The organism is Glycomyces sp. NPDC050141 (genome assembly GCF_055586545.1).
This window is the reverse complement of the sequence record NZ_JBVJHZ010000027.1, coordinates 28,935-50,711: the sequence shown is the minus strand read 5'-3', so window position 1 is coordinate 50,711 and position 21,777 is coordinate 28,935. Positions and strand designations below refer to the sequence as shown.

Here is a 21,777-nt window from a genome sequence, read left to right as displayed (position 1 = left end):
GCCCTCACCCTATTGGACCGGACCCACCGACCTCAACCAGAAGCGGTCGGCTCGCGGAACAAAGATCGAGCGTCCTCCGCGGCCGGGTCGGCCATCGCTAGTTGCGGCGCGTTCGGGGCCGGGCTGCCGTCTCGATAAAGATAGAGAGGGCGACGGCCGCCGCAGCCGGGATGACCCAGGCGCCCAGGAGAGTGCTGAGCGAGATGAGCCCGACCACCGGAGCGACGGCCGGGATGAGCCGGACCGCCAAGTGCCGACGGTGCGCGCAGATCGCCAGTGGGATGCCGACCACGAGCGAATACAGGACTCCCGACGCGATCCAGCCGAGCGGCCAGAAGAGCGGCCCGCCCGGGTCGTTGTAGAGGATCGCGGCCACGAGGAACGTGCCGATGACGGCCGTGGCGAAGATTGCGGGCCAGATGAAGAAGCACATGGCGATGAGGCGCCAGGTGGCGAGGCTCGGTCCGCGACGCCGGGGCGGCTGCGAGAGGTAGGCGGCGGGGTGGAAGTCCATGGGGGGCTGGCCGGGGTGGTGGGGCGCTGCTGTCATGGTGCAGTCGATTCCTCGTCGGGTTGGGTGCGCAGTGAACTGAACATGTTCAGTTCACTGCACCGAGCCTAGCATCTTCTTGAACAAGTTCAATTCCATGCTTGAGGGCTTCGGGAGCACGAAAGGCCCCGACCGCGCAGCGGCCAGGGCCTTGGGGATCGGTTCAGCCGACGCCAGGTGCGGCTGACTTCGCGTTCCGTCTACTCGTTGAACCACTCGTTGGTCTGGATGGTGCCGGTCTTGTCGCCGTCCCACCAGTAGACCATGCGGTAGGTGTGCCAGTTGCCGATGTTGAATCCGGCGCTGTCGCAGCCGTCGTCGCCGCCGTCAGTGACGGTGAGGACCGTTTCCCGGCTGCCGTCGACACCCGAGCGGAGGATGAGCTGACCGGTGACGCCGTGGCCGTCGGCCTTGTCGTCGCAGATCTTGAACACGTCGCCGTCGTCGATGAACGTGAACGTGCCATGGGAGTCGGTGAGCACCTTGTTGGTGGCCGCAGAGGCGGGAGCCGCGTACAGGCCCACGACCGAAGCCACGGCCGCGCCGGAAACCGCGAGGCGGGTAAGCCAGGTTTTGCGCATGATCTCTCCTTCGGAGTCGTCTGATGACGTTCCGTCCCAATCTAAATAGGCATACTTGAATAGTCCACAATCGGCAGAATCTTGTGATTCTTCCGTTGGCGGGCAACCGTTCGCCTCCGAAGCGTCACCGCTGCGTACGACTGTCGCGCGCTAGTGCGTTAGCGGCGCCGCCCTAGGCTGTGACGGTATGAGCACCCCCTCGGAGTCCCCGGCCGCTGCGGCGGTTCCCTTGGCGCGCAGCGGACCGGACGATGACGTGTTCGACGTGTCGCTGGGGGCGAGGGACGAGGGCGTGCACCTGCGGATCGAGGCGCGGCTGCGGGAGCGCGGGGTGGACACGCGGGCGCTGCGGGACTGCTTCGTGTGGAACGGGTTGCAATCGGAGATCGGGGCCGAGGGCGGGACGGAGTTCGAGGAGACGTTCCTGGCGCTGGCGGGGGCGGAGTTCGCGGCGCAGGCGGCGAGGACCAGGAGCGGTCTGGACCGGGCGCTGCTGTGCCTTTGGGTGCACCACGGTTCGGTGCGGGCGTGGAACCACACGTACCGGGTGGACCTCTTGACCAAGTGCATGATCCGGTTCGCGGCGGTCGTGCGGGAGCTGTGGGGCCTGGAGGACGCGCCGGACGAGTCGGTGGCGCTGGCGCTGCGGCTGTGCGACCTGGTGCGGGCCGAGATCCTGCTGGAGGACCGGTTGAAGACCGGGTCGCGGCTGCGGTACGAGCGGGCGCTGGACGAGGTCGTGGACGGTTTCGCGGCGGTGCTCGACGAGACCGAGGGCCTTGCCGATCCTGTCGCGGGGTACGTGCGGGAGGAGGTCGGGGTCAGGCACGAGTACCACCTGGTGCTGCGGCGGGCCTACCGGGCGCTCGTGTCGGTCTCTAATGGAGCTTCGGGGAAGTACGCGATGGGCAAGGAGCTGCAGCGCCTTGCGAACTCGTGGCCGTTCTCCTCGGTCGAGCTGAGCAAGCTGAACGCGCACCGGCAGGCGCTGGAGCGGCTGCAGAAGGCGGACAACCGGTGGATGCGGGTGGACGAGGGCCGGATCGTGTACCTGTTCCCGTTCGGGGTGACCGGGCTGGACTACGAGGCGGTCACGTCGCGGCTGCGGCATTCGTTCGAGGTGGGCGGGTTGCCGGATCTGGTGCGGCCCACAGCGATCCTCGACCACTTCACGTACCACGCGGACATCTGGGAGCCGCGCCTGGAGACGGACAAACGGTTCGACGGGATGGAGATGGCGCTGCCGAAGGTGCGGCTGCGGGTCGATGAGGAGACCGTGGAGGAGCTGTCGGCTTCGGTCCGGTTCTCCCCCATGGGCGTGCACTGCCTGCGGCTGGAGCGGACGCTCACTGACGTGTACCCGGGTGAGCTGCACGCCGCGATGTTCCGGGCCGCGCGCGAGCACGGGCAGATCGAGGTGACGTGCGGGGATTCGAGCCGGACCTGGGACCGGTTGTCGCGCTTCGCCCGGGACCTGCTGCTGAAGCAGCTGCCGGTGCAGCTCGAAGCGGACTCGGAGACGGAAGGGAAGCGGCGCAAGCACGCCGCGCCTATCGAGATCCATAGAGGACGATCGCATGTGCTCGTTCGGGTGCTGCGGGCGAGCGTGCGGAAGCACGAGTTCGGGCCGCACGTGGGCAACGGCGGCAGCGAGATGGTGCGCGACGGGCACCGGCTGCTGGCCCTCACGGGGTCGTCGGTGCTGCTGCACGCCGCGCCCGATGCCAAAGAGTCCCTGTGGGACTGGGTGCGGCTGGCTGACGACCACAGCCGTCAGATCTGGAACCAGCGCAACCAGGGCGACCTGCTGATCTCCACGGAGAACACTACGGTGATCGCCGCGCTCGACGCCCCGAACTTCATCTCGGGGGACCTGGAGGCGGTCGCGGAGTTCACGGCGTGCCTGAGCGGGACGCTCGCGGCGTGGAACCACCAGCTGGACAGCTACCGGGCGAGCGTCACCGAGTACATCGCGGCGTACAACACGCCGGGCGCGGACCGGTCGGCGCAGTTGGAGGCGATCAAGGCGTCGCGGACGCGGATGCTGGGGTTCGAGAGCGAGACGCGGCAGGTGATCTCGCTGCTGCACTCGCCGTCGCTGCTGCGGTCCCCTTCGAACGCGGCCGCGCTGCGGCGCCTCTTGTCGGTGAGCGGCGTGGACGAGCAGTTGGAGACGTTCGAGGCGGGGCTGGGCGAGGTGATGGCCGACCAGTCGGAGGCGACGCTGCAGCGGTGGGAATCAGACCGGCAGCAGCGCATCCGCGACTCGCTGACGGCGGCAGTGTCGGCGTTGAGCGTGTGCGCCGCGATCAGCATCTGGCAGGCGGCCGGCCTGTGGACGCCGATGGGGTGGAGCGTGGTCACCGGGATCGTCGCGCTCTGGGCGGTCGTCTACGTGATGCGCCGGTGGGTCTCGTACTACGGTGTCTGGTCGACGGTGCTGCGCATCGTGAAGGCCCCGGCCGCGCTGTTCCGGCGGGCGCGCGGCAGGCGCTGAGCGCTATTCGGGGCCGCAGACCCTGCGGCCGTCCTCGATCTCGCACCCGATGGGGCCGATGAGGAACGGCCCGGCGACCACGATCAGGACCAGCGCCGCCAGCGCCGACCAGATGAGGAACCGCTGCAGCGCTGAGAGGTGCGGCCACATGACGGTCTTGAGCATCCACAGCGACATGCGCAGCTGGCGGCGTCCCGGATCCGGGTGCTCCTGCCGTGTGGCGATCAGGTTCGGCAGCGGGTGGAGCCTCAGTCCGTTGTGGACCGGGTGGCGCGGGTCGCGCAGCCAGGCCTCCTGCCGCGGGGACAGCCCCCTCCGCGCGCTCACGCGGACCCGAACGCGCGGAACAGGATGAGCCCGGCGAGGTTCATGAGGACGAGCGTCCACAGGCCCGCGGCCAGGATCCAGCCGTGGCGGCGGTAGTGCCGCCCGGCCTCTTCGGGGGTGACCACCCTGCCGTAGAGCTCGGCGAGCCGTTCGGGCGGGATCTGCGACGGGTGCATGCGGGTCCTTATCCGTTGCGCGGCTGGTAGGGGCTCATCTGCTCGGTGAGCTGCTCGCGGGCCGCCGCGAGCGCGGCGATGATCGCGGGCCCGAGTCGACGGTAGCCCTGCGGGCCGACGGACGGGCCGATGGTCAGGGCCTTCATGTACCCGTCGTGTCCAACGGTGACGGTGACCGTGCCTTCGGGGTCGGCGGCGGTCGCCTCCACGGTCGCGATGGCGGCCCTGGTCTGCTCGAGCCGCGCGATCTTCTGCTCGGTCTCGACGCGCATCGCCTCCAGACGCTGGAGGAGCGCGTGCGGGTCCGCGGGCCCGCCGAGGGGTCTGCCGTCGCTCATGAGGGGCCGCCTTCCGCGCTCGCCGTGAACGCCGCGATGTGCTGCTGGAGCTGCTGGTTGAACTCGGCGTCGGCGAGGCGCTGCGCGGCGGTGACGACGGCGAGGATCTCGCGGGCGGCGGTCTCGGCGCCCGCGTCGTGGAGTTCGGGCGCGACCGTGATCTCATCGATCCGGCCGCGCGGGCCCGCGGTCGCCTTGACCAGGGCGTCGGTGTCCTGTGCGGTGCACGAGACGTCGTTTGCCAAGGCCGCGATGGCCTCCGGGTCGATCGGTCCGAGTGGCGGCACGGGTGCTCCTATACGACGATCGGGGGGCTCGGGTTGTAGCCCGCGAGCTTTTCGAGGACCTCCATGGCCTTCTCGAAGCATTCTTTGATGGCGTTCATGAGGCCGACGCCTTCGATGATGAGCCATGCGACCTGGGTGGCGAGCTGGATGAGGCGCATGACGTAGCTGGCAATGAGGATCGCGACGTCCGCGGCGATGAACGGGATCGCGAAGGGGCCCTTGGTTCCGGCCTCGACCAGGGCGGCGATGACGACCGCGACGACGTCGGAGACGACCTGCAGGACCAGGTCGTTCACGCCTTGCGCGAGGTCCTTGTAGCACAGGAGGAAGTCGTGCAGGCCCATCGAACTGGTCGCGGCGAACTGGGTGGTCTGCATGAGGTCGGAGCCGCGCACGGTCGCGCCCGCTCCGGCCTTGCTGCACCAGTCGTTGCAGGCGGCCTCGAGGTCGGGGCCGATCTCGTCGGCGAGGGCCGTCATGTTCTCGGAGACGGCCTTCCACATGTTCGCGGACTCGTCGAGGCGCGCGGGGTTGCCGTAGAGGATGCCGACGAGGTCCTGGATCGGCTGGATGGTGGAGATGAGGAAGCTGAGGACGCTCTTGGCGAGGGCGCCGGCGAGGACGCCGATGATGTCCCCGGGGTTGGCCGACAGGACGCCTCTGACGACCCCGACGACTTCGAGGATCTGCTCGCCCATCTTCGCGATCTGCTGAATGGAGTTGAGCAGGATCTCCCACCACTCGCCGTCGAAGTACTCCTGCGGCGGGTCGACCAGGTCCACTGCGGCCTTGCCGAACTTGTAGACGTTGCCGCCCACGGGGATGTTCTCGAGCTGCTTCTTCGCGTTGCCGCCGGGGTCCTGGAAGACGCCGCCGTCAGGGGCCTCGCCCCAGTCGGACTTGGTGGGCGCGTCGGAGAAGTCGACCACGGGGTCAGACATACTGGATGTCCCCTTCGATCCCGTCGAGGTCGTCGCGGCACTGGCCGTCGGCGTCCTCGTAGTCGTTCGCGCAGTCGATGAAGCGCTGCCCGAGGCCTTCGGCGGCCGGGGCGAACTCCTTGAGGATCTCCTGGATGCGGTCGGCGCTGGCGAAGTAGAGCTGCGCGAGGGCGATGCCGTAGGTGCCCCAGACGTACCACTCGGGGTCGGCTTCGGAGGCGTAGTCCGCGACGGTGCCGTACTGGGGTGCGAGCTCCTTCAGCCGTTCGCCCTCGGCCCTGATGTCTCCGGGGTTGCAGTCGGTGCTGGTCGGTACTGAGGTCATGCGTCTCCTTGTGGGGTAACGCCGTCCGTCGCGGTCCGGTTCGAGTCGCAGGGCTGGCCGTCGGGGGTTCGGACGAGCTTCTTGCGTCGTTCATCACACCGTAGGGCGGCCATGCAAGACCGTCCCGGTATTTGGGAAGGACGAGTACTCGCAACCGGCCACCTGGACGCGCGCGCGTTGCGATACTCGACCCGCCGGGCCCGCCCGGCGACGGGAAGGGGCTCGGGATGAAGTACCGGATCATGGAGCAGACGCGGCCGGGCGGACTGCTCGACCAGGTGTACCGGAAAGTCCTGGTACCCGCGTTCCCGCCCGCCGAACTGGAGGGCGAGGCGAGCGTCGCCGAGACCCTGGAGGCCGGGCTCGGGAGCCTCCTCGTGGCCGTCGACGACGCCGGCAAACCCGCCGGGGCGGCCTTCGGGCGCTGGTCGGCGACCTCCCGCGTCCAGATCCTCACCTACCTGGCCGTCGACCCCGGCACGCGCGGGCACGGCCTCGGCGGGCGGCTCCTCCACGACGCGATGGACGCCTGGCGCGAACGGTACGACCCGTGCGTCATCGTCGCCGAGATCGAGAACCCCGACGCCCCGGCCATGCACGAGGCCTACGGCGACCCGCGCCGCCGCCTCGCGTTCTACGAGCAGCACGGCGCGCGCGCCCTCGACCTCCCGTACTTCCAGCCGGGCATCGGCAGCGCCTCGCGGCGCGTGCGCGGGATGCTCCTGCTCGTCCTCCACGCCGACCCCGCGTTCACGCCCGAACGCCCGGACCGCTTGGCGGGCAAGCCGCTGCGCACGTTCATGGAGGCGTACCTCCAATCCTCCGAAGGCGCGCGCCCGAACGACTGGGACGCCAAGGCCCTGTTCAAAGCCATCGACCGCGACGGCGGCATCCCCATGGCGCGCAGCATCACGAACCGGTGAGCCGCTGACCCCCGGCCGCGCCCCGGTGGGGGTACCGGCGGGCGCGTTCGTGCACTACAGTCGCTCCCAGTGCGCCAAGCCACACCCCCGCGAGCGAACCCGAACCTGGAATGATCGAGCAACCCACTCCCGCCCCAGTCGCCAAGGCCCCCAACGGCTCCCGCGATGGTGCGCGGCGGGGGCCGCGTTGATCGCCGCGTGCCTGACGGCCGCGCTCACGGCGCTCGTATCGGCGTTCTTCCCCGTCACCCCCGTCGAGCCCTACCTGCTGGCGCTCGCCGCCGCCACCGACTACAGCCCGATCGCGCTCGGCGTCGCGGCCGCGGTAGGCCAGACGATCGGCAAGACCACCCTGTTCCTGGGCGTGCGCGGGGCGCTGCACTCGGCCCGGCTGCGCGCCTGGGTCGACGCCGCCGAGGCGAGGCGCGAACGTCGAAGGGATTGCGCCGCAGGCGATCCGGACGCTCGGGGCCCCGCTGTGGCCGTGCGCGAACGGCTCCGCGCGCCGCTCGCACCGCTCTGGGCCTTCGGGCGCCGACTCCTTGCGCTTCTGGACCGCCCGGCGCTGGCCGCTCCGATCCTGCTGCTCAGTGCCATCACGGGTCTGCCGCCGCTGATGGCGACGAGCATCTACGCGGCCGGGACGCGGATCAACCTGCCGCTGTTCGTCGCCGCGTGCCTCGTCGGGCGGTCGATCCGGTTCATCGCGATCGCGTATGCGCCGCAACTGGTCCTGGGGTGACGCCGCCTCAGTGGTGGCGGTCTTCCAAGTAGCGCATGAGGTTCGACGCGGACCGCTCGAGCGTCTCGTCGCCCGCGATGACGTCCCGGAGGTCGGCGGGCCTGCAGGGGCGGCGCTCGGCGAGGCGGGCGATGTCGAGGAAGTGGGGGCTGATGCCGGTGCGGCGGTAGGCGGCCAGCTTGTGGTGGCCGTCGATGAGGAACGCGGCGCAGTCCTGCTCGTCGCCGGGCGGCTCGGAGCGGAGTATCACCGCGAGCGGGCGGTCGTTGTCCTCAATGGCCTCGGCGTAGGCGGCGAGGGCGGCCTCGTCGGCGGGCGGCCAGGCGTCGGTGGGGATGACGGCGGTGCCCTCGGTGCCGATGGGCTCGTACGGGTACCACCAGGCGGTGCCGTTCTCGCCGAACGGTTCGATGTGGACGTTCGCGTCGCGCCAGATCCGGACCCCGTACTGGCCGGGCTGCAGGAGCCGCAGGATCGGGCGGGCGAGCTCGACGGGGTTGGTGTCCCGGGCGGGGTGGCGCAGGCGCTCCCGCAGCTCGCGCAGGGAGGCGCGGAAGGCGCCGTCGCGGGTGCGGATCGCGAAGCGGTCGATCGAGCCGGAACCGGTGTAGCCCTCGACAATGAGCGGCTTCCAGCCGACGCGCAGCGCGCTCGCGCCGTCGTGGCCGCCGACGGAGAGGGTCCCGTCCCCGTCCTCCACGTCGAGCACCCGGTACCCGAGGGACTCGGCCAATCGCGTGATCATCTGCTCCTCCGTCCGACCGCCGACCGCCCGCGGCGTTCGCACTCGCCGCGCTTACCGCGACGAACCCGTCATTTCGGGCGGCCCGGTGTCCGCTCAGACTAGTACCCCGCCATGGCAGGGCCGAACATCGCCGCGGTGAGCTGCGCGTTCGCCCACGCGTGCATAGCGGTCGCGTTTTCGGGGTACCCCGGATCGCACTGATGCAACTACAATGAGCGACACCATCCCTCAATGCCCACCCTCTATGCCCAACCCCCTTGTCCCGCCCCACGTTAGGAGCACCCCCGTGAGCTACCCCCCTCCTCCTCCCGCTCCCCCGCCCGGCCCGCCGCTGGGCGCCGTGCCCGAGAAGATGCCCGGCACCACCAAGGGCGCCGTGGTCCTCCTGTGGATCATGTTCGGCCTCGGCATCTGCGGCGGCGGCGCGGCCGTCTTCGGCTACTCCGTCCTCATGACGCTCGAAGAGCAGGGCGACGCGATGATCCCCGATTCCTACATGGCGTTCCTGATCGGCTCGATCGTGCAGGTCCTGCTCTGGACGGTCCTGCGCGGCGTGTTCGCCGTGCAGATCGCCAAGCGCAAGTCGAGTGCCCGCATGGGCGCGATCATCCTCGAGGCCGTGGGTGTCGTCATCAGCCTCGGGTCGTACTTCTTCACCCCGGAGATCGAGGTGACGGGGCAGAGCACAGCGGCCAACACCGCAGGCAGCATCACCGGTGCGGTCATCGGGCTCGCCATCGCGGCCATCATGATCGGCCTCCTGTCCACTGCGGACTCCAAGCGCTGGTGCAACCAGTAGTGGATCTTGTTGCGGCCGCCGGGTTTCGGCCCGGCGGCCGTTAACGTGTTGTCCAGGGTGGCGCGAGGGTCCTATGGTGAACCGTGAAAGTGAGGGTTGCCCCGTGACCAAGTTGAACCAGATCATCGCGATCGAGAAGAGCGTCAAGGCGAAAGCCGCGCGTGCGCTCGGCGACGCCGGACGCGAGCTCGCCAAGGCGCCGCTGCTGTCGGGTATCTCCCGGACCTACCAGCCGAAGGACGAGGAGGGCGAGCAGCTGCCGCCCGAGTCGACGAAGGTGCAGCGGCGGGTCGAGGAGCAGCTGCGCGAGGTCTCGACGGCGATGACCCGGCTGTTCGACGTCACGGCCACGAAGGACCGCACCAACGCCCTCGCCACCGCAGACATCACTGTGGACGGTGAAGTGTTGTTGGCCGACGTCCCCGTCACCTATCTTCTCTTCCTGGAGAAGCAGCTCGCCGAACTGCAGACGTTCGTGAAGGCGCTGCCCGTGCTCGACGCCGGCGAGTCGTGGACGTACAACGACGCCTCCGACGCCTTCGCGACCGACCCGGTGAAGACGGTGCGCACCAAGAAGATCCCGCGCAACCACGTCAAGGCCGAAGCCACCGAGGAGCACCCGGCGCAGGTCGAGGTGTACTACGAGGACATCCCGGTCGGGTACTGGACGACGGTGAAGTTCTCCGGTTCCGCGCCCGCCAAGCGGGTCGTGCAGCTCTCCGAGCGGCTCGAGAAGCTCCAGATCGCCGTCAAGTTCGCGCGGGAGGAGGCCAACGGGACCGAGGTCGTCGACGAGCAGATCGGCGCGAAGGTCTTCGGCTACCTCCTGGGCGAATAGCCCCCATAGACCCCCCTGTTTGAGCGACAGGGGTGGCGCGCACTAGCGCCGAAACACGCTGAAATTGAAGTTCAGAAGCAGCAGAACGCGGGAACACTTGGGGATCGAGTCCCCTGCGGCTTTAGCCGCCGCAGCCGATCGGCACACGTTCACCGCCAAAACTGAGACTCTCGCTCCAGCTTCAGCATTCGCCGCGCCGCGCGTATCCGCGAGTAGTCCCTCTGGGACATCGAAGTTGGAGGTTCGAATCCTTCCCGCCGCACCACATGCGGCGGTAGCTCAATGGCAGAGCGCGATGCTAGCAGCAGACTCAACGTCTACCACGGATCGCAGCGGTTACTATGCGGCACATAGCGGCCCGGTGTCGAGGTCAACGACCCGGGCCGCACCTATTCCCTCTGTGGCATTCCCGCGGCATAATGGTCGCGATGAGCGACAACAGAAAGGGCTATGCCGCGTAGGCAGCCCGCGCGACTACGCGCAGAACAGCCCCGCCGACACGCTTGGCGGCGCAGCTACCCGATCCCCCGCATCAACGGCGCCTCAGGCGCCTTGCAGGCCGCCGTGGTACGGCTGGAGAACGCCGACACGTCCTTCGAGATAGGCAGCATCGCGACAGCGCTGCGCAACTGGCGCAGCCGCGTCCGCGGACCCCGGAAGTTCCTGCTCAGCGGGGACCACGCGTGCCCGTGCTGCTGGCGCCCCGATCGGGAGACACTCGAAGACGCCTTGCGGCGGCTCCCGAAACGCCAGGCGCAGGAACTGCGGCGGCTCGTCGAACCGCTCGATGAACTGTTCCTTCTGCGCACGATCCCGGTTCCGCAGCGGACCGTCGGCCCGTGGTGGTGGTTCCGGGAATGAACCCGAAGTGCCACAAGCGCACCCGATCACCGCCAGGGCAGTGAAAAGCGGCGCCGGCATTGGGAATGGCGCTGCCGGCGCCGCTTCCTCCGGGGAGGAGAAGGGCAAAGTCCTAGGCGTCAGTGCCTTCCGTGGTCTCTTCGGTGGCCTCCTGCTGGCCGGGCGGGGTACCGCCGGGCATGCCGCCGCCCTGCGGGAGCTGGTCGGCGCAGGCCTCGGTGGCCGCCGTCCAGTCGGCCTCGTCGACGCCGTCGGGGGCGGTCATCGCGCCCGGCCCGGCGGGTGCGCCGGAAGGCATGTCGGTGGGCATCTCGCCGGTCGGCATTTCACCATCCGCAGGCATCTCCCCTGTCGGCATCTCGCCGTCAGCGGGCATCTCGCCCGTAGGCATCTCGCCGAGCATGCCGCCCTGACCGAACGGCGTCCAGTCCTCGGGCAGCTCGATGCCCTGCTCGGTGAGGCAGGCGGTGTACGCGGCGAGCGGGTCCTCGGCGGTCGCCGCCGTGTCCTCGCTCGACGCCGTGTCCTCGCCGCAGGCGGCCAGCGCGAGCGCGGCCAGGGCCGCGACGCAGCCGACCCGCGCCGATTGGGAAAGCATCGATCTCATAGCGAGCGAGCGTCCCCCGCGAACCTCGAAAACACCTCAAAACGGGCTCGGCAATCGCTCGGGCCGGGGCAGGCCCGAGTACGCCGGTAGGGCTGTCCCTACCGGTGAAATGCCTGCTCGCAGGGTCGTTGCAAGGCCCTGCGGCGACCAGAATTGACTCCATGAACAAGATCTTCAAGCAGCTCGGCGCCGACTCCGCGTACCTGCTCTCCTCGTTTCCGATCGCGCTTCCCGCGTTCGTCATCACCGTCACCGGTTTCGCCGCCGGGATCGGGACCGCCGTCGTCTGGGTCGGCGTGCCGCTCCTGGCCGCGACCCTGTTCGCGATGCGCGGCCTCGCCGCCGCCGGGCGCAGCCAGCTCGGGGCCGTCCTGCGGCAGCCGATCAGCAAGCCGCACTACAAGCGGGCGCCCGAGGGCGCTTCGGCGCTGCGCCGCTACCTGACGCCGCTGACCGACGGGCAGTCGTGGCTGAACCTCCTGTGGGGCCTGGTGAACTTCCCGCTCGCGGTCGCCGGGTTCTGCGTGGCCCTGAGCTGGTGGGTCGCGACCGTGGCGACGCTGTTCTACCCGCTGTACGCGTGGATCATCGAGCGTTCGGTGGACGGCAGCGACGGCCTGGAGTACGCGACTCGCTGGCTGGGCTGGGGCGACTCGTACCTCGCCGGTTCGGTGCTGGCAGTCCTCGGGGGCCTGGTGATGGCCCTGCTGCTGCCACTGGTGGTGCGCGGTTTCGCGCTGACGCAGGCCGCGCTCGGCAAGGGCCTGCTGGCTTCGCTCTCGGAGTCGGACGCGCCGCACCACGGCCCGGTGCGCACCGCTTCGCTCGACGCCGAGGTGACCCGCGTCCAGGAGCGCCTGGCCGCATAAACCAAGTTTCAGGAGACCGGGCGGCCTCGCGGCCGCCCGGTCTTTTCGTGTCGGGAACGGTTTTCAACAGTGATAGGTTGGGGCGCATGGCAGCACACCACGGGCACCACCACGGCGACCAGACCGCGACGTTCGATTTCGCCGAGGCCGCGCCCCGGTTCAAGGCGCGTGCGGCGGCCGAGGCCGCGAAGTACCGGCGGCTCGCGGGGCAGCTCGCGACCCCAGGGGACCGGGTCGTCGCCGATATCGGGTGCGGGGCGGCGTCGATGGCGTTCGCGCTCGCCGAGGCGCTGCCGGAAGCGCAGGTCGTGGCGGTGGACGCGGAACCGGCGATGCTCGACCTCGTGCGTGAACGCGCGGCCGAGACCGGTGCGGGGGTGCGGGCGGCGCAGGCGTCGGTCGACGACGCTGGCGCGCTCGCGGCGGCCGTCGGGGCGCCGGCCGACCTGCTGTGGGCCGGGCACGTCATCCACCACGCTTCCGATCCGCAAGCGGCCCTTGGGAACCTGGCGGGGCTGCTCGCGCCGGGCGGGCGGCTGGCGATCGGCGAGGGCGGCACCGCCCCGCAGTACCTGCCCTGGCATGTGGGCGTGGGGCGGCCGGGTCTGGAGCTGCGGCTCATCGAGGCCGGTTCGCGCCGCCTCGAAGGCGAAGGCGTCGAGCACGGGTCGACGCCCCTGGAATACGGCTGGAACCTGGCGCTGGAACGCGCGGGCTTGACCGGGGTGCGCGAGGTCAATGAGCTCAACGCGACCCCGGCCCCGCTTGAGGGCGCGGACCTCGATCACGCGTTGGAGTCGCTGCGGACCAGGGTGGGCTGGTTCGAGCACTTCCTCAGCGACGAGGACAACGCCGTGTGGGCGCGGCTGCTTGACGAGGACGGCCCGGACTGGCTGGGCCGCCGCCGGGACCTCCACCATCTGGCGATCGACACGTACTTCGTCGCCGTCAAACCCTAAAAGCCCTGCGGCCCTTAGCGATCTACTCGTTCCCGGAGTCGACTTCCAGCTGGAAGAGCCGTTCGAGCGCGGCGCGCGCGTAGACCTCCGGTACGTGGTCGGCGCGCGCGAAGTCGCTCAGCAGGTCGTAGCCGTCACGCAGGCCGATCCGGCCGAGCCGGTAGGCGGCCTCGATGCGCCCGAACCAGTGGAAGCAGTCGTCGGAGGCGAGCACCGAGTAGGCCTCGATGCCGACGTCGGGGCTGATCCCGAACATCGCTTCGGCCGCATCGATACCGAGATGGAAGTCCATAACGGACTCGACGCCTTTGACGATGCGCCACAGCGCGTTCTCGGCGTCGATGACGCTGTCGTCGGCGAGCTGCTCGGCGCAGATGATCCGCAGCCGCACGGCGATGTGCGGCGCGTTCGCCAAGTGGCGCAGGGCCATCGCGGCGGCGGAGGCGTGGACGTCGCGCAGGGCGTGGGCGGCGCTGTGGCGCACGTACTCACTCAAGGTCTCGTCGGTGACGAGCTGCATGAGGGCGATCCCGGCGGGTCCGGCGGCGCAGTCGACGAGGGCGTTGGCGGCGTCCAGGCGGTACTTGGCGTCGACAGTGGCGTCGGCCGCGATGGCTTCGAGCGCCCGGGCGGCGTCCTCGATGCTGAAGCGCCCCATGTGCTCGGCGACTTCGAGCCGCACCTCTACATCCACATTGGACGATCGGGCCACAGGTGAGAGGCGCATGGCCATGTCTCTGCCGCCGAGGTCGACGAGGTCCTGGATGAGCTGGATGCGCAGCTCGGCGTCGATCGACTCGTTCTTGATGGAGCCGACGAGGTTGCTCATGGCGCGGTCGCGGCGCTGGTGCGGCACGGACACGACGGCCATGCCAATTGACGGCTCGCAAGCGTCGCCGAAGGGGCCAATTGACGGCTCGCGAGCTTCGCCGAAGCGGGCGGCGCCGGAAGGCTCGGCGACTGCTACCGGCGAGCGGTAGGCGTCCCCGATGGCGGGCTCGAACCGGTCCTCGTCCGGCCCCGCGTCACCCCAGAAGCGCGCCTTGCCGGGTGCGGGGTCGGGCTCGTCGCGCATGCGGGCGAGCTGGCGGCGGCGCTGCCAGAGGCCGGTCGCCCACGTCGCGGCCAGCGCGGGGTAGAGGAGGCCGTAGCCCCAGATCCGGCTCACGGCTAGGAGCTCGACCACCGGCACGGGGGCGAGCGCGGCGGAGAAGCGGATGGTCCAAAGCTGCACTGCATTGGCGTTCGCCATACGTCGAACCTCGTGTAGAAGCGTTGCTGGCGGGACTTCTCGGTACGGCTCCGCGGGGCAGCGCGCTGCCCCGGGCGCCGCGCGCGGCCTCGACGTGGGATCGACGGCGCCTTGCAACAGGCCGCATGCGGGGTGCCGGGGCATAAATCGTAGTCCCACAGGGGGATTCGGTGTCGCACAGGGTGTGCGACGGTTCGCTCGCGCGGGGCGGCGCGAACGGTTCGTCCCAGTACGGCCGCTTCGCCTATCGCGGGCGATGCGACCTGGGGATTTCCGGGGGCCACGGTGTCGGCGCGGGCCTGTACGATCGAGATCACCCCGGTGAAGCCCAATCACCGCGACCGATTGCCCCCGAGCAGACGAGGCGTGTTGAAGCGATGACGTATCCGCCCCCCGGCGGCGGGAACCCGCAGTACCAGCTGCAGCCCGAGCCGCAGGAACCCAGCGACCCGTACGCGCAGCCCTACGGCAGCACGCCTCCTCCCGGGAACTACTACCAGCAGCCCCCGCCGCAGCAGTACACGCAGCCTTCGATGCCGCCGCAGATGCATGCCTCGCAGCCGCCGATCGGCGTGCAGCCGGGGTATCCGTCGGCGCCCGGCTCGGTGCTGCCTCCGCCGATCCCGCCCGCGAAGCAGGGCGGGAACCTGCCGGTGATCCTCGGTGTCGTCGTGGCGCTGGTCGTGGTCCTCGGTGTCGCGGCAGTGCTGATCATCCCGGGGATGGTCAAGGACGACGACCCGCAGGCGGGCGGCGGCGAGTCGGAGACGAGCGCCGAGCCCTCTCAGGAAGAGGAGTCGAGCGAGGAGGCGGCCGAGCCGAGCGCGGAAGAGGAGCCCTCGGACGACGCGGCCGCGGACGACGACTTCGCGACCTGGGGCACGCCCGTGAACTCCGAGGAGTTCGCGGCGGGCACGCCGGAGGCCGCGGCGATCAACTACCGGATCGGGTCGGACACCGACGACAACGAGCTGATGCAGGCGCAGGTGTGCGCGTCGCCGAGCTCGGCGATGCAGACCGACCTCGAATGGGAGCTGGAGAACACCGGCTACAACTGGGGTTTCCTGCTGTGGAGCATGTCGCGCGAGGTTGATGGCGGCGTTGAGGTCTGGGTCGGTTGGACCATGGACGACAGCGAGCCCAGCGACACCGCCGAGATGGAGGAGGGCTCCGGCTACACCTTCACGGCGGTCGAGGAAGACGGCGCCTGGAAGCTGTGCGACGTCACCTGGTAGCGATGCCTGCGGCCCGAGGCCGCTGAAGACTGCAATGCGGCGGGGCCGCCTCCCTTTTGGGGAGGCGGCCCCGCCGCTTCGCTTGTGGGCCAACACACCGCAAAAGTTATCCACAGGCAGTTGACCAGCACTTTCCAACTTTCTGCAACGAGTTATCCACAGGCAGAAAAGAAGTTGTTGACGCTCCGCAGCCGGTCAGCCACAGTTGACATATGACGCAACTACCGATGTACCGCACCACGACAGCCACGATGAACCGCCCCCGCAACAGCTCGCTCGATGATCCGTTCGGGCATTCGGGCGAGGGGCCTGAAGACCTCCTCATGCGCTTCGAGTCCGCCTTCGAATCGGACTTCAGCCTGGTGGCCACAGGCCGCACGGCGGCCTGGATTCACGGCTTCGACGTCCTGCCGCCGGGAGCCGACCAGCGCGAGTGGCCGATCGAGTGCTCGCCTGATCCGCCGCTGGCGGACATCACGGTGATCGACGGCCTGCCGGTGACGCGCCTGCCGCGCACCCTGGTCGACTGCGCGGCCGACCTCCCGCGGCTGGAGGCCGTGGCCGCCGCCGACCAGATCCTGCGGGCGGGCATCGACGCCGGGAGCCTCGCGGCCGCGCTCGAGCCGCTGCACGGCGACCGGCTCAGACGGGCGAACGCGACCCTGCTGGCGGCCGATCCGCGGTCGGAGTCGCCGATGGAGTCCTGGACGCGCTGCCTCATCAGCGACGCCGGCCTCCCGGCGGCGGTCCCGCAACTGCGGGTCCGCACTCCGAACGGGCGCAGCAGGTTCCTCGACCTCGGCTGGGAGCAGTGGCAGGTCGGTGTGGAGTACGACGGTCTCGGCACCCACCTCGGCCCGGCGGCCGAGACCGCCGACCGCCGCCGCCACCAGCTGCTCGAGAACCTCGGCTGGGAGGTGCTGGTCCTCACCGCCTCCGACGTCATGGAGCACCCGCGGCCCTGGCTGGTCCGGCTCCGCGAAATGCTCCTCGACCGCGGCTGGGACCCGGACCCGAACCAGCTCCGCGACATCAACGAGCGCATCGAGGCGGTGAACATGGCAGTGAGCCGAGGCTGACCGACCGCCAGGCCGGTGGGCAGGGAAGGCGCCTCCCACCCACCGGTCCGGCGAACCGAACCCGGGTGTCGCTGGGCGGGCGGGGTGAGCGAGGGTGGGGTGAGCGAGGGTGGGGAAGGGGAGGGGGAGGGGAGGGGAGGGGAGGGGAGCCCCCCACCCCCCGGGTCGGGGTCCCACGGGTTGCAAACGCGGGCCGGGCGCGGGGCGGAGTCGGGCTAGGATCGGTGCGAGCATCGTTCAAATCGGCAGGAGCGCAGGAGCGGCAGTGGCGGAAGGGTCCTTCACCGGGTTCGCGCGCCCCGCCGTCCCCACCCCGCAGGAGATCCGCGACTGGGCGCTCGACCCCTACTCGACCGCGCCCGAGGGCCGCCAGTGGGACCTCACCCTCGCCACCGACGAACTCGTCGACACCTGGCTCGACCTCGCCGCCGACGCGACCTGCCCCAAGCGCTCCTTCGCGCTCCACGTGCTCTACATCTACGCCGGCGACGCCGTGCGCACCAACTTCCGCGTCCACCCGCGCAAACGCGTCGACCGCCTCCTCGAGAAGGCGGCCGCGTCCCGCGACCAGTACGTTGAACTCTGGGCCGCCAACACCAAAGCGCTCATCCGCCAGCCCGACCTGTTCGACTACCACGAATGGTGCAACGGCGGGCTCGTGCGCGGGCCCCGGCGGCTCAACCCAGGTCCGACGAGAAGGTAAGAGCCCGATGACGTCCGAGACAGCGAGCCCCCGATGACGCACGACCCGAACATGCGCGTCTCCAACGCCGAGCGCGAGGCGATCATCGCCAAACTCCACGCCGCTACCGAGGAAGGCCGGCTCGACCTCGACGAGTTCGCCGACCGCTCCCGCCAGGCCTACGAGGCCCGCACCTACGGCGAGGTCGAGCGCCTCCTCGCCGACCTGCCCGACACCGGCGGCACCCTCGCCGTCCCCGCCGCCAAGCGGCCCGCCCCCGCAGGCCCCGCCGAGCTGCGCCTCAAACCGACCGGGTCCTCCGTGAAGCGCGACGGCGACTGGGTGGTCCCGCCGAAGATCATCGTGAACGCGACCGGCTCCTCGGTGAAGCTCGACTGCCGCCACGCGCTCATCCCGACCGACACGGTCGAGCTCGACGTGAAGCTCCTCGGCTCCTCGCTCACCGTCGTCCTCCCCGACGGCGCCTACGCCGTGGACGACAACACCGAAGTGTTCGGCAGTTCCATGAAGAACCGCGCCACCTACAAGGGAGGCACGGCAATCCGCTTCTCCGTTTCGGGGAAGGCGACCGGGAGTTCGGTGCAGTTCCGCCGCGAACGCCGATTCCTCTGGTGGCGCTGGTGATCGGGCCCGCCCAAGCGCCCGCTATTCACTGAATATCCACTCGCCGGAACGTCCTTTGTAACGGACGCATAACAGTCACGCCTGATACCGGCATTCTCCTCATATGAGGGTTTACAGCGAACCAACCTCGCAATAGGCTCGTTTCCGTGCGCCGCGGCGCGGCGATCTCCACAGTCCGCGCCGGAGCACTCACCCACGGCGCACGTCCCCCTTGAGAGGAGCTCATCGCATGGGATCTCCGTCCCCCCGCAGGCAAGGGCGCGCATCGACGCGCGCCCGAGCCAGAACCAGAGCCGTACTGGCGGCCGCGGCCGTCCCGCTCGTGGCCGTCGCGCTGACCACCAGCGCCGCCCCGGTCCAGGCCGAGCCCCCCACGCTCCCTGAGGTCTCACCCGAATACCTCAAAGAGGCTGCGGCGCTGCCGGTCGACTACAAGGACGGCAACTACATCGTCCAGCTCGCCTCCGACCCGATCGCCACCTACGAGGCCACCGCGCCTGCCGAGGGCGAGACGATCGACTTCGAGGCCGCCGCGGTCGAGGAGTACCGCAGCACCCTCGCCGAGGAGCGCGAAGCGGTCATCGCCGAGTACGACGTCGACGCGACCGCCCAGTTCGACACGGTCCTCAACGGCTTCGCCGCGAACCTCACCGCCGCCGAAGCCGAGGAACTAGCGGCCAGCGACGACGTCGCCGCGGTCGTCCCCGAGACGATCTACCAGCCCACGGGCGCGGTGGACACCACCGGCTTCCTCGGCCTCTCCGGGGGCGACGGCGCCTGGGACGAGGAGTTCAGCGGCCCGAAGGACGCCGGCGAAGGCGTCATCGTCGGCGTGCTCGACACCGGCATCTGGCCCGAGAACCCGGCCCTGGCCCCGCTCTCCGAGCCGCGCCCCGACCAGGCGGTCATCGACGCCAAGTGGAACGGCGAGTGCGTCACCGGCGTCGACGAGGACCCGGCGAACAACGTCGAGTGCAACAACAAGCTCATCGGCGCCCGCTACTTCGACACCTGGGGCTACGCCGAGGACGGCTTCGCCTCGCCCCGCGACCAGGACGGCCACGGCACCCACACCGCCACGACCGCCGCGGGCAACTACAAGACCAAGGTCGAGATCGACGGCGAGAAGGTCGGCACGGTCTCCGGCCTCGCCCCGGCCGCGCGCGTCGCCGCGTACAAGGTCTGCTGGGGCGGCTGCCCCGGCGCCGACCTCGTCGCCGGTATCGAAGCCGCCGTGAACGACGGCGTCGACGTCATCAACTTCTCGATCGGCTCCACGGGCACCCCGGAGTTCGTCGACTCGGTGTCGCTCGCGTTCTTCAACGCGGCCGCCGCGGGCGTCTTCGTGGCCGCCAGCGCGGGCAACGACGGCCCGACCTCTACTGTGGACCACCAGGAGCCGTGGGTGACCACGGTGGGCGCGTCCACGCACGACCAGACGTTCCGCACCGAGGTCGAGTTCGGCCGCGAGGAGATCCCGGCGGCCGCCCTGGTCGGCGAGGCGAAGTGGTACGTGAAGAACGCGGTCGACGCGGCGTACGACGGGACCGACGCGACGGCTGCGGCGCGCTGCGACGCGGGCACGCTGGACCCGGCGAAGACCGAGGGCTTCGCGATCATCTGCGTGCGCGGGAACCTGTTCAGCGCCAATGCGGAGCAGGTCGCTGCGGCCGGCGGTACGGCGCTGATCGTGCGCGACCAGTACGAGCGCGGTGCGGCCACGACGGTGACGTCGCAGGCGGTGCCGGTCGTCCACGTGAGCTATGAGGACGGTCTGGCGCTGTCGGCGTGGGTGGACTCGAAGTCGAACCCGCGCATCGAGGTCGAGACCTCGGAGCTGGAGGACGTGAACGCGCCGGTGATGGCGGCGTTCTCGTCGAACGGTCCGGCGCTGGCGTCGGAGCAGAACCTGCTGAAGCCGGACATCACGGCTCCGGGTGTGGAGATCCTGGCGGGTATCACGCCGTTCAACCACGCGGGCAATGATTTCGCGAACGCGCAGGGCACGTCGATGTCGAGCCCGCACATCGCGGGTCTGGCGGCGCTGCTGAAGTCGGCGCACCCGGACTGGTCGCCGATGGCGGTCAAGTCGGCGATCATGACGACGGCGTACCAGACGGACCAGAACGGGGACCCGATCCAGCGCGGCGGCGCGGACGCGACGCCGTTCGACTACGGGGCCGGTCACGTCGACGGCCAGGCGATGTTCGACCCGGGCCTGGTGTACGAGTCGAATCCGACGGAGTGGATCCAGTACATCTGCGGGACGCCTGAGGCGTCGAAGGTGCAGTCGTACTGCGATGCACTGGGTTCGATCGACCCGTCGCAGCTGAACTACCCGTCGATCACGGTGGCGGAGCTGACGGGTTCGTACCAGGTGACGCGTACGGTCACGAACGTGTCGGAGAAGAAGAGCACGTACAAGGCCGACATCACGGCTCCTGCGGGCTTCGAGGTGTCTTCGGACGTCACGCAGTTCACGCTGAAGCCGGGCGAGTCGGCGTCGTACACGCTCACGATCACGCGCACGGACGCTTCGTTCGACGAGTGGGCGTTCGGCGATGTCACGTGGGTGGAGAAGAAGGGCACCAAGGTCGTCCACGAGGTGCGTTCGCCGATCGTGGTGAAGCCGGTGCAGCTGGCGGCCGCGGATGAGGCGTCGTACACGGGCGCTTCGGGTTCGGCGACGCTGTCGGGCACGTCGGGCTTCGACGGGTCGCTGGGCGCTTCGGTGTCGGGCCTGGTCGCTTCCGAGGTGAAGACGGCGACGCTGACGGACCCGGATTCGTCCTCGTTCCCGTCGGACGCTCCGGCGGAGAACTCGCACGCGGTGTCGTACGAGTTCACGACGCCTGAGGATGCGGCGCTGGTGCGGTTCGGCACGTTCGACGCGGATCACCCGGCGGGCACGGACCTGGACTTGTTCGTGTACATGAAGGACGCCGAGGGCGCGCTGACCCTGGTGGGCAGTTCGGCTTCGGGCGGTTCGAACGAGACGGTGTCGCTGCCTGGCGGCTACACGTTCGTGGTGTTCGTGGACGAGTGGGCCGGGCCTTCGCCGCTCGAGGCGAAGCTGCACGCGTGGGTCGTGCCGGGTTCGGACGCGGGGAACCTCGCGGTCGATCCGGCCGAGCAGTCGGTCGCGATGGGCGACGAGTACTCGGTGGGCCTGACGTGGTCGGGTCTGGCCGAGGGGCAGCGGTTCCTCGGGACGGTGGACTACGCCGCCGACGGTGCCGCGATCGACTCGACGATCGTCAGTATCACCACCTGATCCCTTGAGCCGCAGGGCTTGAGCTGATCATCGCGCCCGCCGTGGCGGCCGGGGACTTCGGTCTCCGGTTCGCTGCGGCGGGCGTTTCGCGTTCTACCATCCACAACCCCCACCCACCCGAGGGGACCGAGGTCCGGGGTCGATGGTTGCAGCCGGGTCCGACAGAAAAGGGCCGCGAGCAGGGGTGGGCGCTCGAAGTTCACCCGAACGATTGACCCCGCCGCCATGTTCCCGTTAACATTGAG

General features: G+C 69.8%; 24 protein-coding genes. 13 read left to right on the top strand and 11 right to left on the bottom strand.

The annotated features are described in order from the left end of the window. Positions 1-97 precede the first annotated feature (97 nt). Both ACZ60M_RS16830 and ACZ60M_RS16825 read right to left on the bottom strand, forming a co-directional pair. Positions 98-550 (bottom strand): hypothetical protein, encoded by a 453-nt coding sequence (locus tag ACZ60M_RS16830; protein WP_465419019.1) that lies wholly within the window; start codon positions 548-550, stop codon positions 98-100. A gap of 200 nt (positions 551-750) precedes the next feature. Next, the gene (locus ACZ60M_RS16825; protein ID WP_465419017.1) at positions 751-1,131 is read right to left on the bottom strand and encodes a hypothetical protein; all 381 of its coding nucleotides are present in this window, start codon (positions 1,129-1,131) and stop codon (positions 751-753) included. A 187-nt stretch (positions 1,132-1,318) separates the two neighbouring features. Here ACZ60M_RS16825 and ACZ60M_RS16820 point away from each other — a divergent pair, with 187 nt between their 5' ends. Next, the gene (locus ACZ60M_RS16820; RefSeq protein ID WP_465419015.1) at positions 1,319-3,628 is read left to right on the top strand and encodes a hypothetical protein; all 2,310 of its coding nucleotides are present in this window, start codon (positions 1,319-1,321) and stop codon (positions 3,626-3,628) included. Positions 3,629-3,631: 3 nt separating this feature from the next. Here the strand turns inward: ACZ60M_RS16820 and ACZ60M_RS16815 are convergent, their stop codons facing one another. Genes ACZ60M_RS16815 through ACZ60M_RS16790 form a run of 6 tightly spaced genes read right to left on the bottom strand, consistent with a single transcriptional unit; the run spans position 3,632 to position 6,022 of the window. Beyond that, positions 3,632-3,955 (bottom strand): hypothetical protein, encoded by a 324-nt coding sequence (locus tag ACZ60M_RS16815; RefSeq protein WP_465419013.1) that lies wholly within the window; start codon positions 3,953-3,955, stop codon positions 3,632-3,634. Continuing rightward, positions 3,952-4,131: a hypothetical protein gene (locus ACZ60M_RS16810; protein ID WP_465419011.1), complete on the bottom strand. Its 180-nt coding sequence runs from the start codon at positions 4,129-4,131 to the stop codon at positions 3,952-3,954. The genes ACZ60M_RS16815 and ACZ60M_RS16810 overlap by 4 nt, the downstream gene beginning before the upstream one ends. A gap of 8 nt (positions 4,132-4,139) precedes the next feature. Then, the gene (locus tag ACZ60M_RS16805; protein ID WP_465419009.1) at positions 4,140-4,469 is read right to left on the bottom strand and encodes a YbaB/EbfC family nucleoid-associated protein; all 330 of its coding nucleotides are present in this window, start codon (positions 4,467-4,469) and stop codon (positions 4,140-4,142) included. Beyond that, complete coding sequence (locus ACZ60M_RS16800) at positions 4,466-4,756, bottom strand: YbaB/EbfC family nucleoid-associated protein (RefSeq protein WP_465419007.1); 291 nt, start codon at positions 4,754-4,756, stop codon at positions 4,466-4,468. The genes ACZ60M_RS16805 and ACZ60M_RS16800 overlap by 4 nt, the downstream gene beginning before the upstream one ends. An 8-nt stretch (positions 4,757-4,764) precedes the next feature. Further along, positions 4,765-5,697 (bottom strand): hypothetical protein, encoded by a 933-nt coding sequence (locus ACZ60M_RS16795; RefSeq protein WP_465419005.1) that lies wholly within the window; start codon positions 5,695-5,697, stop codon positions 4,765-4,767. Continuing rightward, complete coding sequence (locus ACZ60M_RS16790; protein ID WP_465419003.1) at positions 5,690-6,022, bottom strand: hypothetical protein; 333 nt, start codon at positions 6,020-6,022, stop codon at positions 5,690-5,692. The genes ACZ60M_RS16795 and ACZ60M_RS16790 overlap by 8 nt, the downstream gene beginning before the upstream one ends. A 227-nt stretch (positions 6,023-6,249) precedes the next feature. On the opposite strand from ACZ60M_RS16790, the gene ACZ60M_RS16785 reads away from it, so the two are divergent. Continuing rightward, positions 6,250-6,945 (top strand): GNAT family N-acetyltransferase, encoded by a 696-nt coding sequence (locus ACZ60M_RS16785; protein WP_465419001.1) that lies wholly within the window; start codon positions 6,250-6,252, stop codon positions 6,943-6,945. Positions 6,946-7,132: 187 nt separating this feature from the next. Next, positions 7,133-7,687 carry a hypothetical protein gene (locus tag ACZ60M_RS16780; protein ID WP_465418999.1) on the top strand — a complete coding sequence of 185 codons (555 nt, stop codon included), beginning with the start codon at positions 7,133-7,135 and terminating at the stop codon, positions 7,685-7,687. A gap of 7 nt (positions 7,688-7,694) precedes the next feature. Here ACZ60M_RS16780 and ACZ60M_RS16775 read toward each other — a convergent pair whose 3' ends face one another. Then, complete coding sequence (locus ACZ60M_RS16775) at positions 7,695-8,432, bottom strand: hypothetical protein (protein ID WP_465418997.1); 738 nt, start codon at positions 8,430-8,432, stop codon at positions 7,695-7,697. A gap of 286 nt (positions 8,433-8,718) precedes the next feature. On the opposite strand from ACZ60M_RS16775, the gene ACZ60M_RS16770 reads away from it, so the two are divergent. The 3 genes from ACZ60M_RS16770 to ACZ60M_RS16760 all read left to right on the top strand — a co-directional run bounded on the left by ACZ60M_RS16770 (position 8,719) and on the right by ACZ60M_RS16760 (position 10,930). After that, entirely contained in the window at positions 8,719-9,231 is a 513-nt protein-coding gene (locus ACZ60M_RS16770; protein ID WP_465418995.1) for a hypothetical protein, read from the top strand. Between the two features lie 103 nt (positions 9,232-9,334). Beyond that, positions 9,335-10,069 (top strand): DUF7873 family protein, encoded by a 735-nt coding sequence (locus tag ACZ60M_RS16765; RefSeq protein ID WP_465418993.1) that lies wholly within the window; start codon positions 9,335-9,337, stop codon positions 10,067-10,069. Between the two features lie 450 nt (positions 10,070-10,519). After that, positions 10,520-10,930 carry a hypothetical protein gene (locus tag ACZ60M_RS16760; protein ID WP_465418991.1) on the top strand — a complete coding sequence of 137 codons (411 nt, stop codon included), beginning with the start codon at positions 10,520-10,522 and terminating at the stop codon, positions 10,928-10,930. A 112-nt stretch (positions 10,931-11,042) separates the two neighbouring features. On the opposite strand, the gene ACZ60M_RS16755 is transcribed toward ACZ60M_RS16760, so the two are convergent. Further along, a complete protein-coding gene (locus ACZ60M_RS16755) occupies positions 11,043-11,537 on the bottom strand; it encodes a hypothetical protein (RefSeq protein ID WP_465418990.1) in 495 nt (164 codons plus the stop codon). A 161-nt stretch (positions 11,538-11,698) separates the two neighbouring features. On the opposite strand from ACZ60M_RS16755, the gene ACZ60M_RS16750 reads away from it, so the two are divergent. Further along, positions 11,699-12,406 carry a sensor domain-containing protein gene (locus ACZ60M_RS16750; RefSeq protein ID WP_465418988.1) on the top strand — a complete coding sequence of 236 codons (708 nt, stop codon included), beginning with the start codon at positions 11,699-11,701 and terminating at the stop codon, positions 12,404-12,406. Between the two features lie 86 nt (positions 12,407-12,492). Continuing rightward, positions 12,493-13,365: a class I SAM-dependent methyltransferase gene (locus ACZ60M_RS16745; protein ID WP_465418986.1), complete on the top strand. Its 873-nt coding sequence runs from the start codon at positions 12,493-12,495 to the stop codon at positions 13,363-13,365. Between the two features lie 22 nt (positions 13,366-13,387). Here the strand turns inward: ACZ60M_RS16745 and ACZ60M_RS16740 are convergent, their stop codons facing one another. After that, entirely contained in the window at positions 13,388-14,617 is a 1,230-nt protein-coding gene (locus tag ACZ60M_RS16740; protein ID WP_465418984.1) for a HEAT repeat domain-containing protein, read from the bottom strand. Between the two features lie 377 nt (positions 14,618-14,994). On the opposite strand from ACZ60M_RS16740, the gene ACZ60M_RS16735 reads away from it, so the two are divergent. The 5 genes from ACZ60M_RS16735 (at position 14,995) to ACZ60M_RS16715 (ending at position 21,532) form a co-directional block, all read left to right on the top strand. Continuing rightward, entirely contained in the window at positions 14,995-15,852 is an 858-nt protein-coding gene (locus ACZ60M_RS16735) for a hypothetical protein (protein WP_465418983.1), read from the top strand. Positions 15,853-16,064: 212 nt separating this feature from the next. Further along, on the top strand, positions 16,065-16,931 hold the full coding sequence (locus tag ACZ60M_RS16730) for a hypothetical protein (RefSeq protein ID WP_465418981.1): 867 nt from the start codon (positions 16,065-16,067) through the stop codon (positions 16,929-16,931). A 265-nt stretch (positions 16,932-17,196) separates the two neighbouring features. Next, positions 17,197-17,634, top strand: coding sequence for a hypothetical protein (locus ACZ60M_RS16725; RefSeq protein WP_465418979.1), 438 nt, complete (start codon positions 17,197-17,199; stop codon positions 17,632-17,634). A gap of 33 nt (positions 17,635-17,667) precedes the next feature. Then, positions 17,668-18,258, top strand: a complete 591-nt coding sequence (locus ACZ60M_RS16720; RefSeq protein ID WP_465418977.1) for a DUF1707 SHOCT-like domain-containing protein — start codon at positions 17,668-17,670, stop codon at positions 18,256-18,258. A 229-nt stretch (positions 18,259-18,487) separates the two neighbouring features. Next, complete coding sequence (locus ACZ60M_RS16715) at positions 18,488-21,532, top strand: S8 family serine peptidase (RefSeq protein ID WP_465418975.1); 3,045 nt, start codon at positions 18,488-18,490, stop codon at positions 21,530-21,532. Positions 21,533-21,777 lie beyond the last annotated feature (245 nt).

What these genes read in the sequence shown, in the direction of transcription:
- ACZ60M_RS16735 (WP_465418983.1), top strand. Translation starts at nt 14,995, where the DNA reads ATGACGTATCCGCCCCCCGGCGGCGGGAACCCGCAGTACCAGCTGCAG.
- ACZ60M_RS16755 (WP_465418990.1), bottom strand. Translation starts at nt 11,537, where the DNA reads ATGAGATCGATGCTTTCCCAATCGGCGCGGGTCGGCTGCGTCGCGGCC.
- ACZ60M_RS16805 (WP_465419009.1), bottom strand. Translation starts at nt 4,469, where the DNA reads ATGAGCGACGGCAGACCCCTCGGCGGGCCCGCGGACCCGCACGCGCTC.
- ACZ60M_RS16790 (WP_465419003.1), bottom strand. Translation starts at nt 6,022, where the DNA reads ATGACCTCAGTACCGACCAGCACCGACTGCAACCCCGGAGACATCAGG.
- ACZ60M_RS16730 (WP_465418981.1), top strand. Translation starts at nt 16,065, where the DNA reads ATGACGCAACTACCGATGTACCGCACCACGACAGCCACGATGAACCGC.
- ACZ60M_RS16775 (WP_465418997.1), bottom strand. Translation starts at nt 8,432, where the DNA reads ATGATCACGCGATTGGCCGAGTCCCTCGGGTACCGGGTGCTCGACGTG.
- ACZ60M_RS16760 (WP_465418991.1), top strand. Translation starts at nt 10,520, where the DNA reads ATGCCGCGTAGGCAGCCCGCGCGACTACGCGCAGAACAGCCCCGCCGA.
- ACZ60M_RS16785 (WP_465419001.1), top strand. Translation starts at nt 6,250, where the DNA reads ATGAAGTACCGGATCATGGAGCAGACGCGGCCGGGCGGACTGCTCGAC.
- ACZ60M_RS16825 (WP_465419017.1), bottom strand. Translation starts at nt 1,131, where the DNA reads ATGCGCAAAACCTGGCTTACCCGCCTCGCGGTTTCCGGCGCGGCCGTG.
- ACZ60M_RS16750 (WP_465418988.1), top strand. Translation starts at nt 11,699, where the DNA reads ATGAACAAGATCTTCAAGCAGCTCGGCGCCGACTCCGCGTACCTGCTC.
- ACZ60M_RS16720 (WP_465418977.1), top strand. Translation starts at nt 17,668, where the DNA reads ATGACGCACGACCCGAACATGCGCGTCTCCAACGCCGAGCGCGAGGCG.
- ACZ60M_RS16715 (WP_465418975.1), top strand. Translation starts at nt 18,488, where the DNA reads ATGGGATCTCCGTCCCCCCGCAGGCAAGGGCGCGCATCGACGCGCGCC.
- ACZ60M_RS16745 (WP_465418986.1), top strand. Translation starts at nt 12,493, where the DNA reads ATGGCAGCACACCACGGGCACCACCACGGCGACCAGACCGCGACGTTC.
- ACZ60M_RS16830 (WP_465419019.1), bottom strand. Translation starts at nt 550, where the DNA reads ATGACAGCAGCGCCCCACCACCCCGGCCAGCCCCCCATGGACTTCCAC.
- ACZ60M_RS16740 (WP_465418984.1), bottom strand. Translation starts at nt 14,617, where the DNA reads ATGGCGAACGCCAATGCAGTGCAGCTTTGGACCATCCGCTTCTCCGCC.
- ACZ60M_RS16810 (WP_465419011.1), bottom strand. Translation starts at nt 4,131, where the DNA reads ATGCACCCGTCGCAGATCCCGCCCGAACGGCTCGCCGAGCTCTACGGC.
- ACZ60M_RS16795 (WP_465419005.1), bottom strand. Translation starts at nt 5,697, where the DNA reads ATGTCTGACCCCGTGGTCGACTTCTCCGACGCGCCCACCAAGTCCGAC.
- ACZ60M_RS16820 (WP_465419015.1), top strand. Translation starts at nt 1,319, where the DNA reads ATGAGCACCCCCTCGGAGTCCCCGGCCGCTGCGGCGGTTCCCTTGGCG.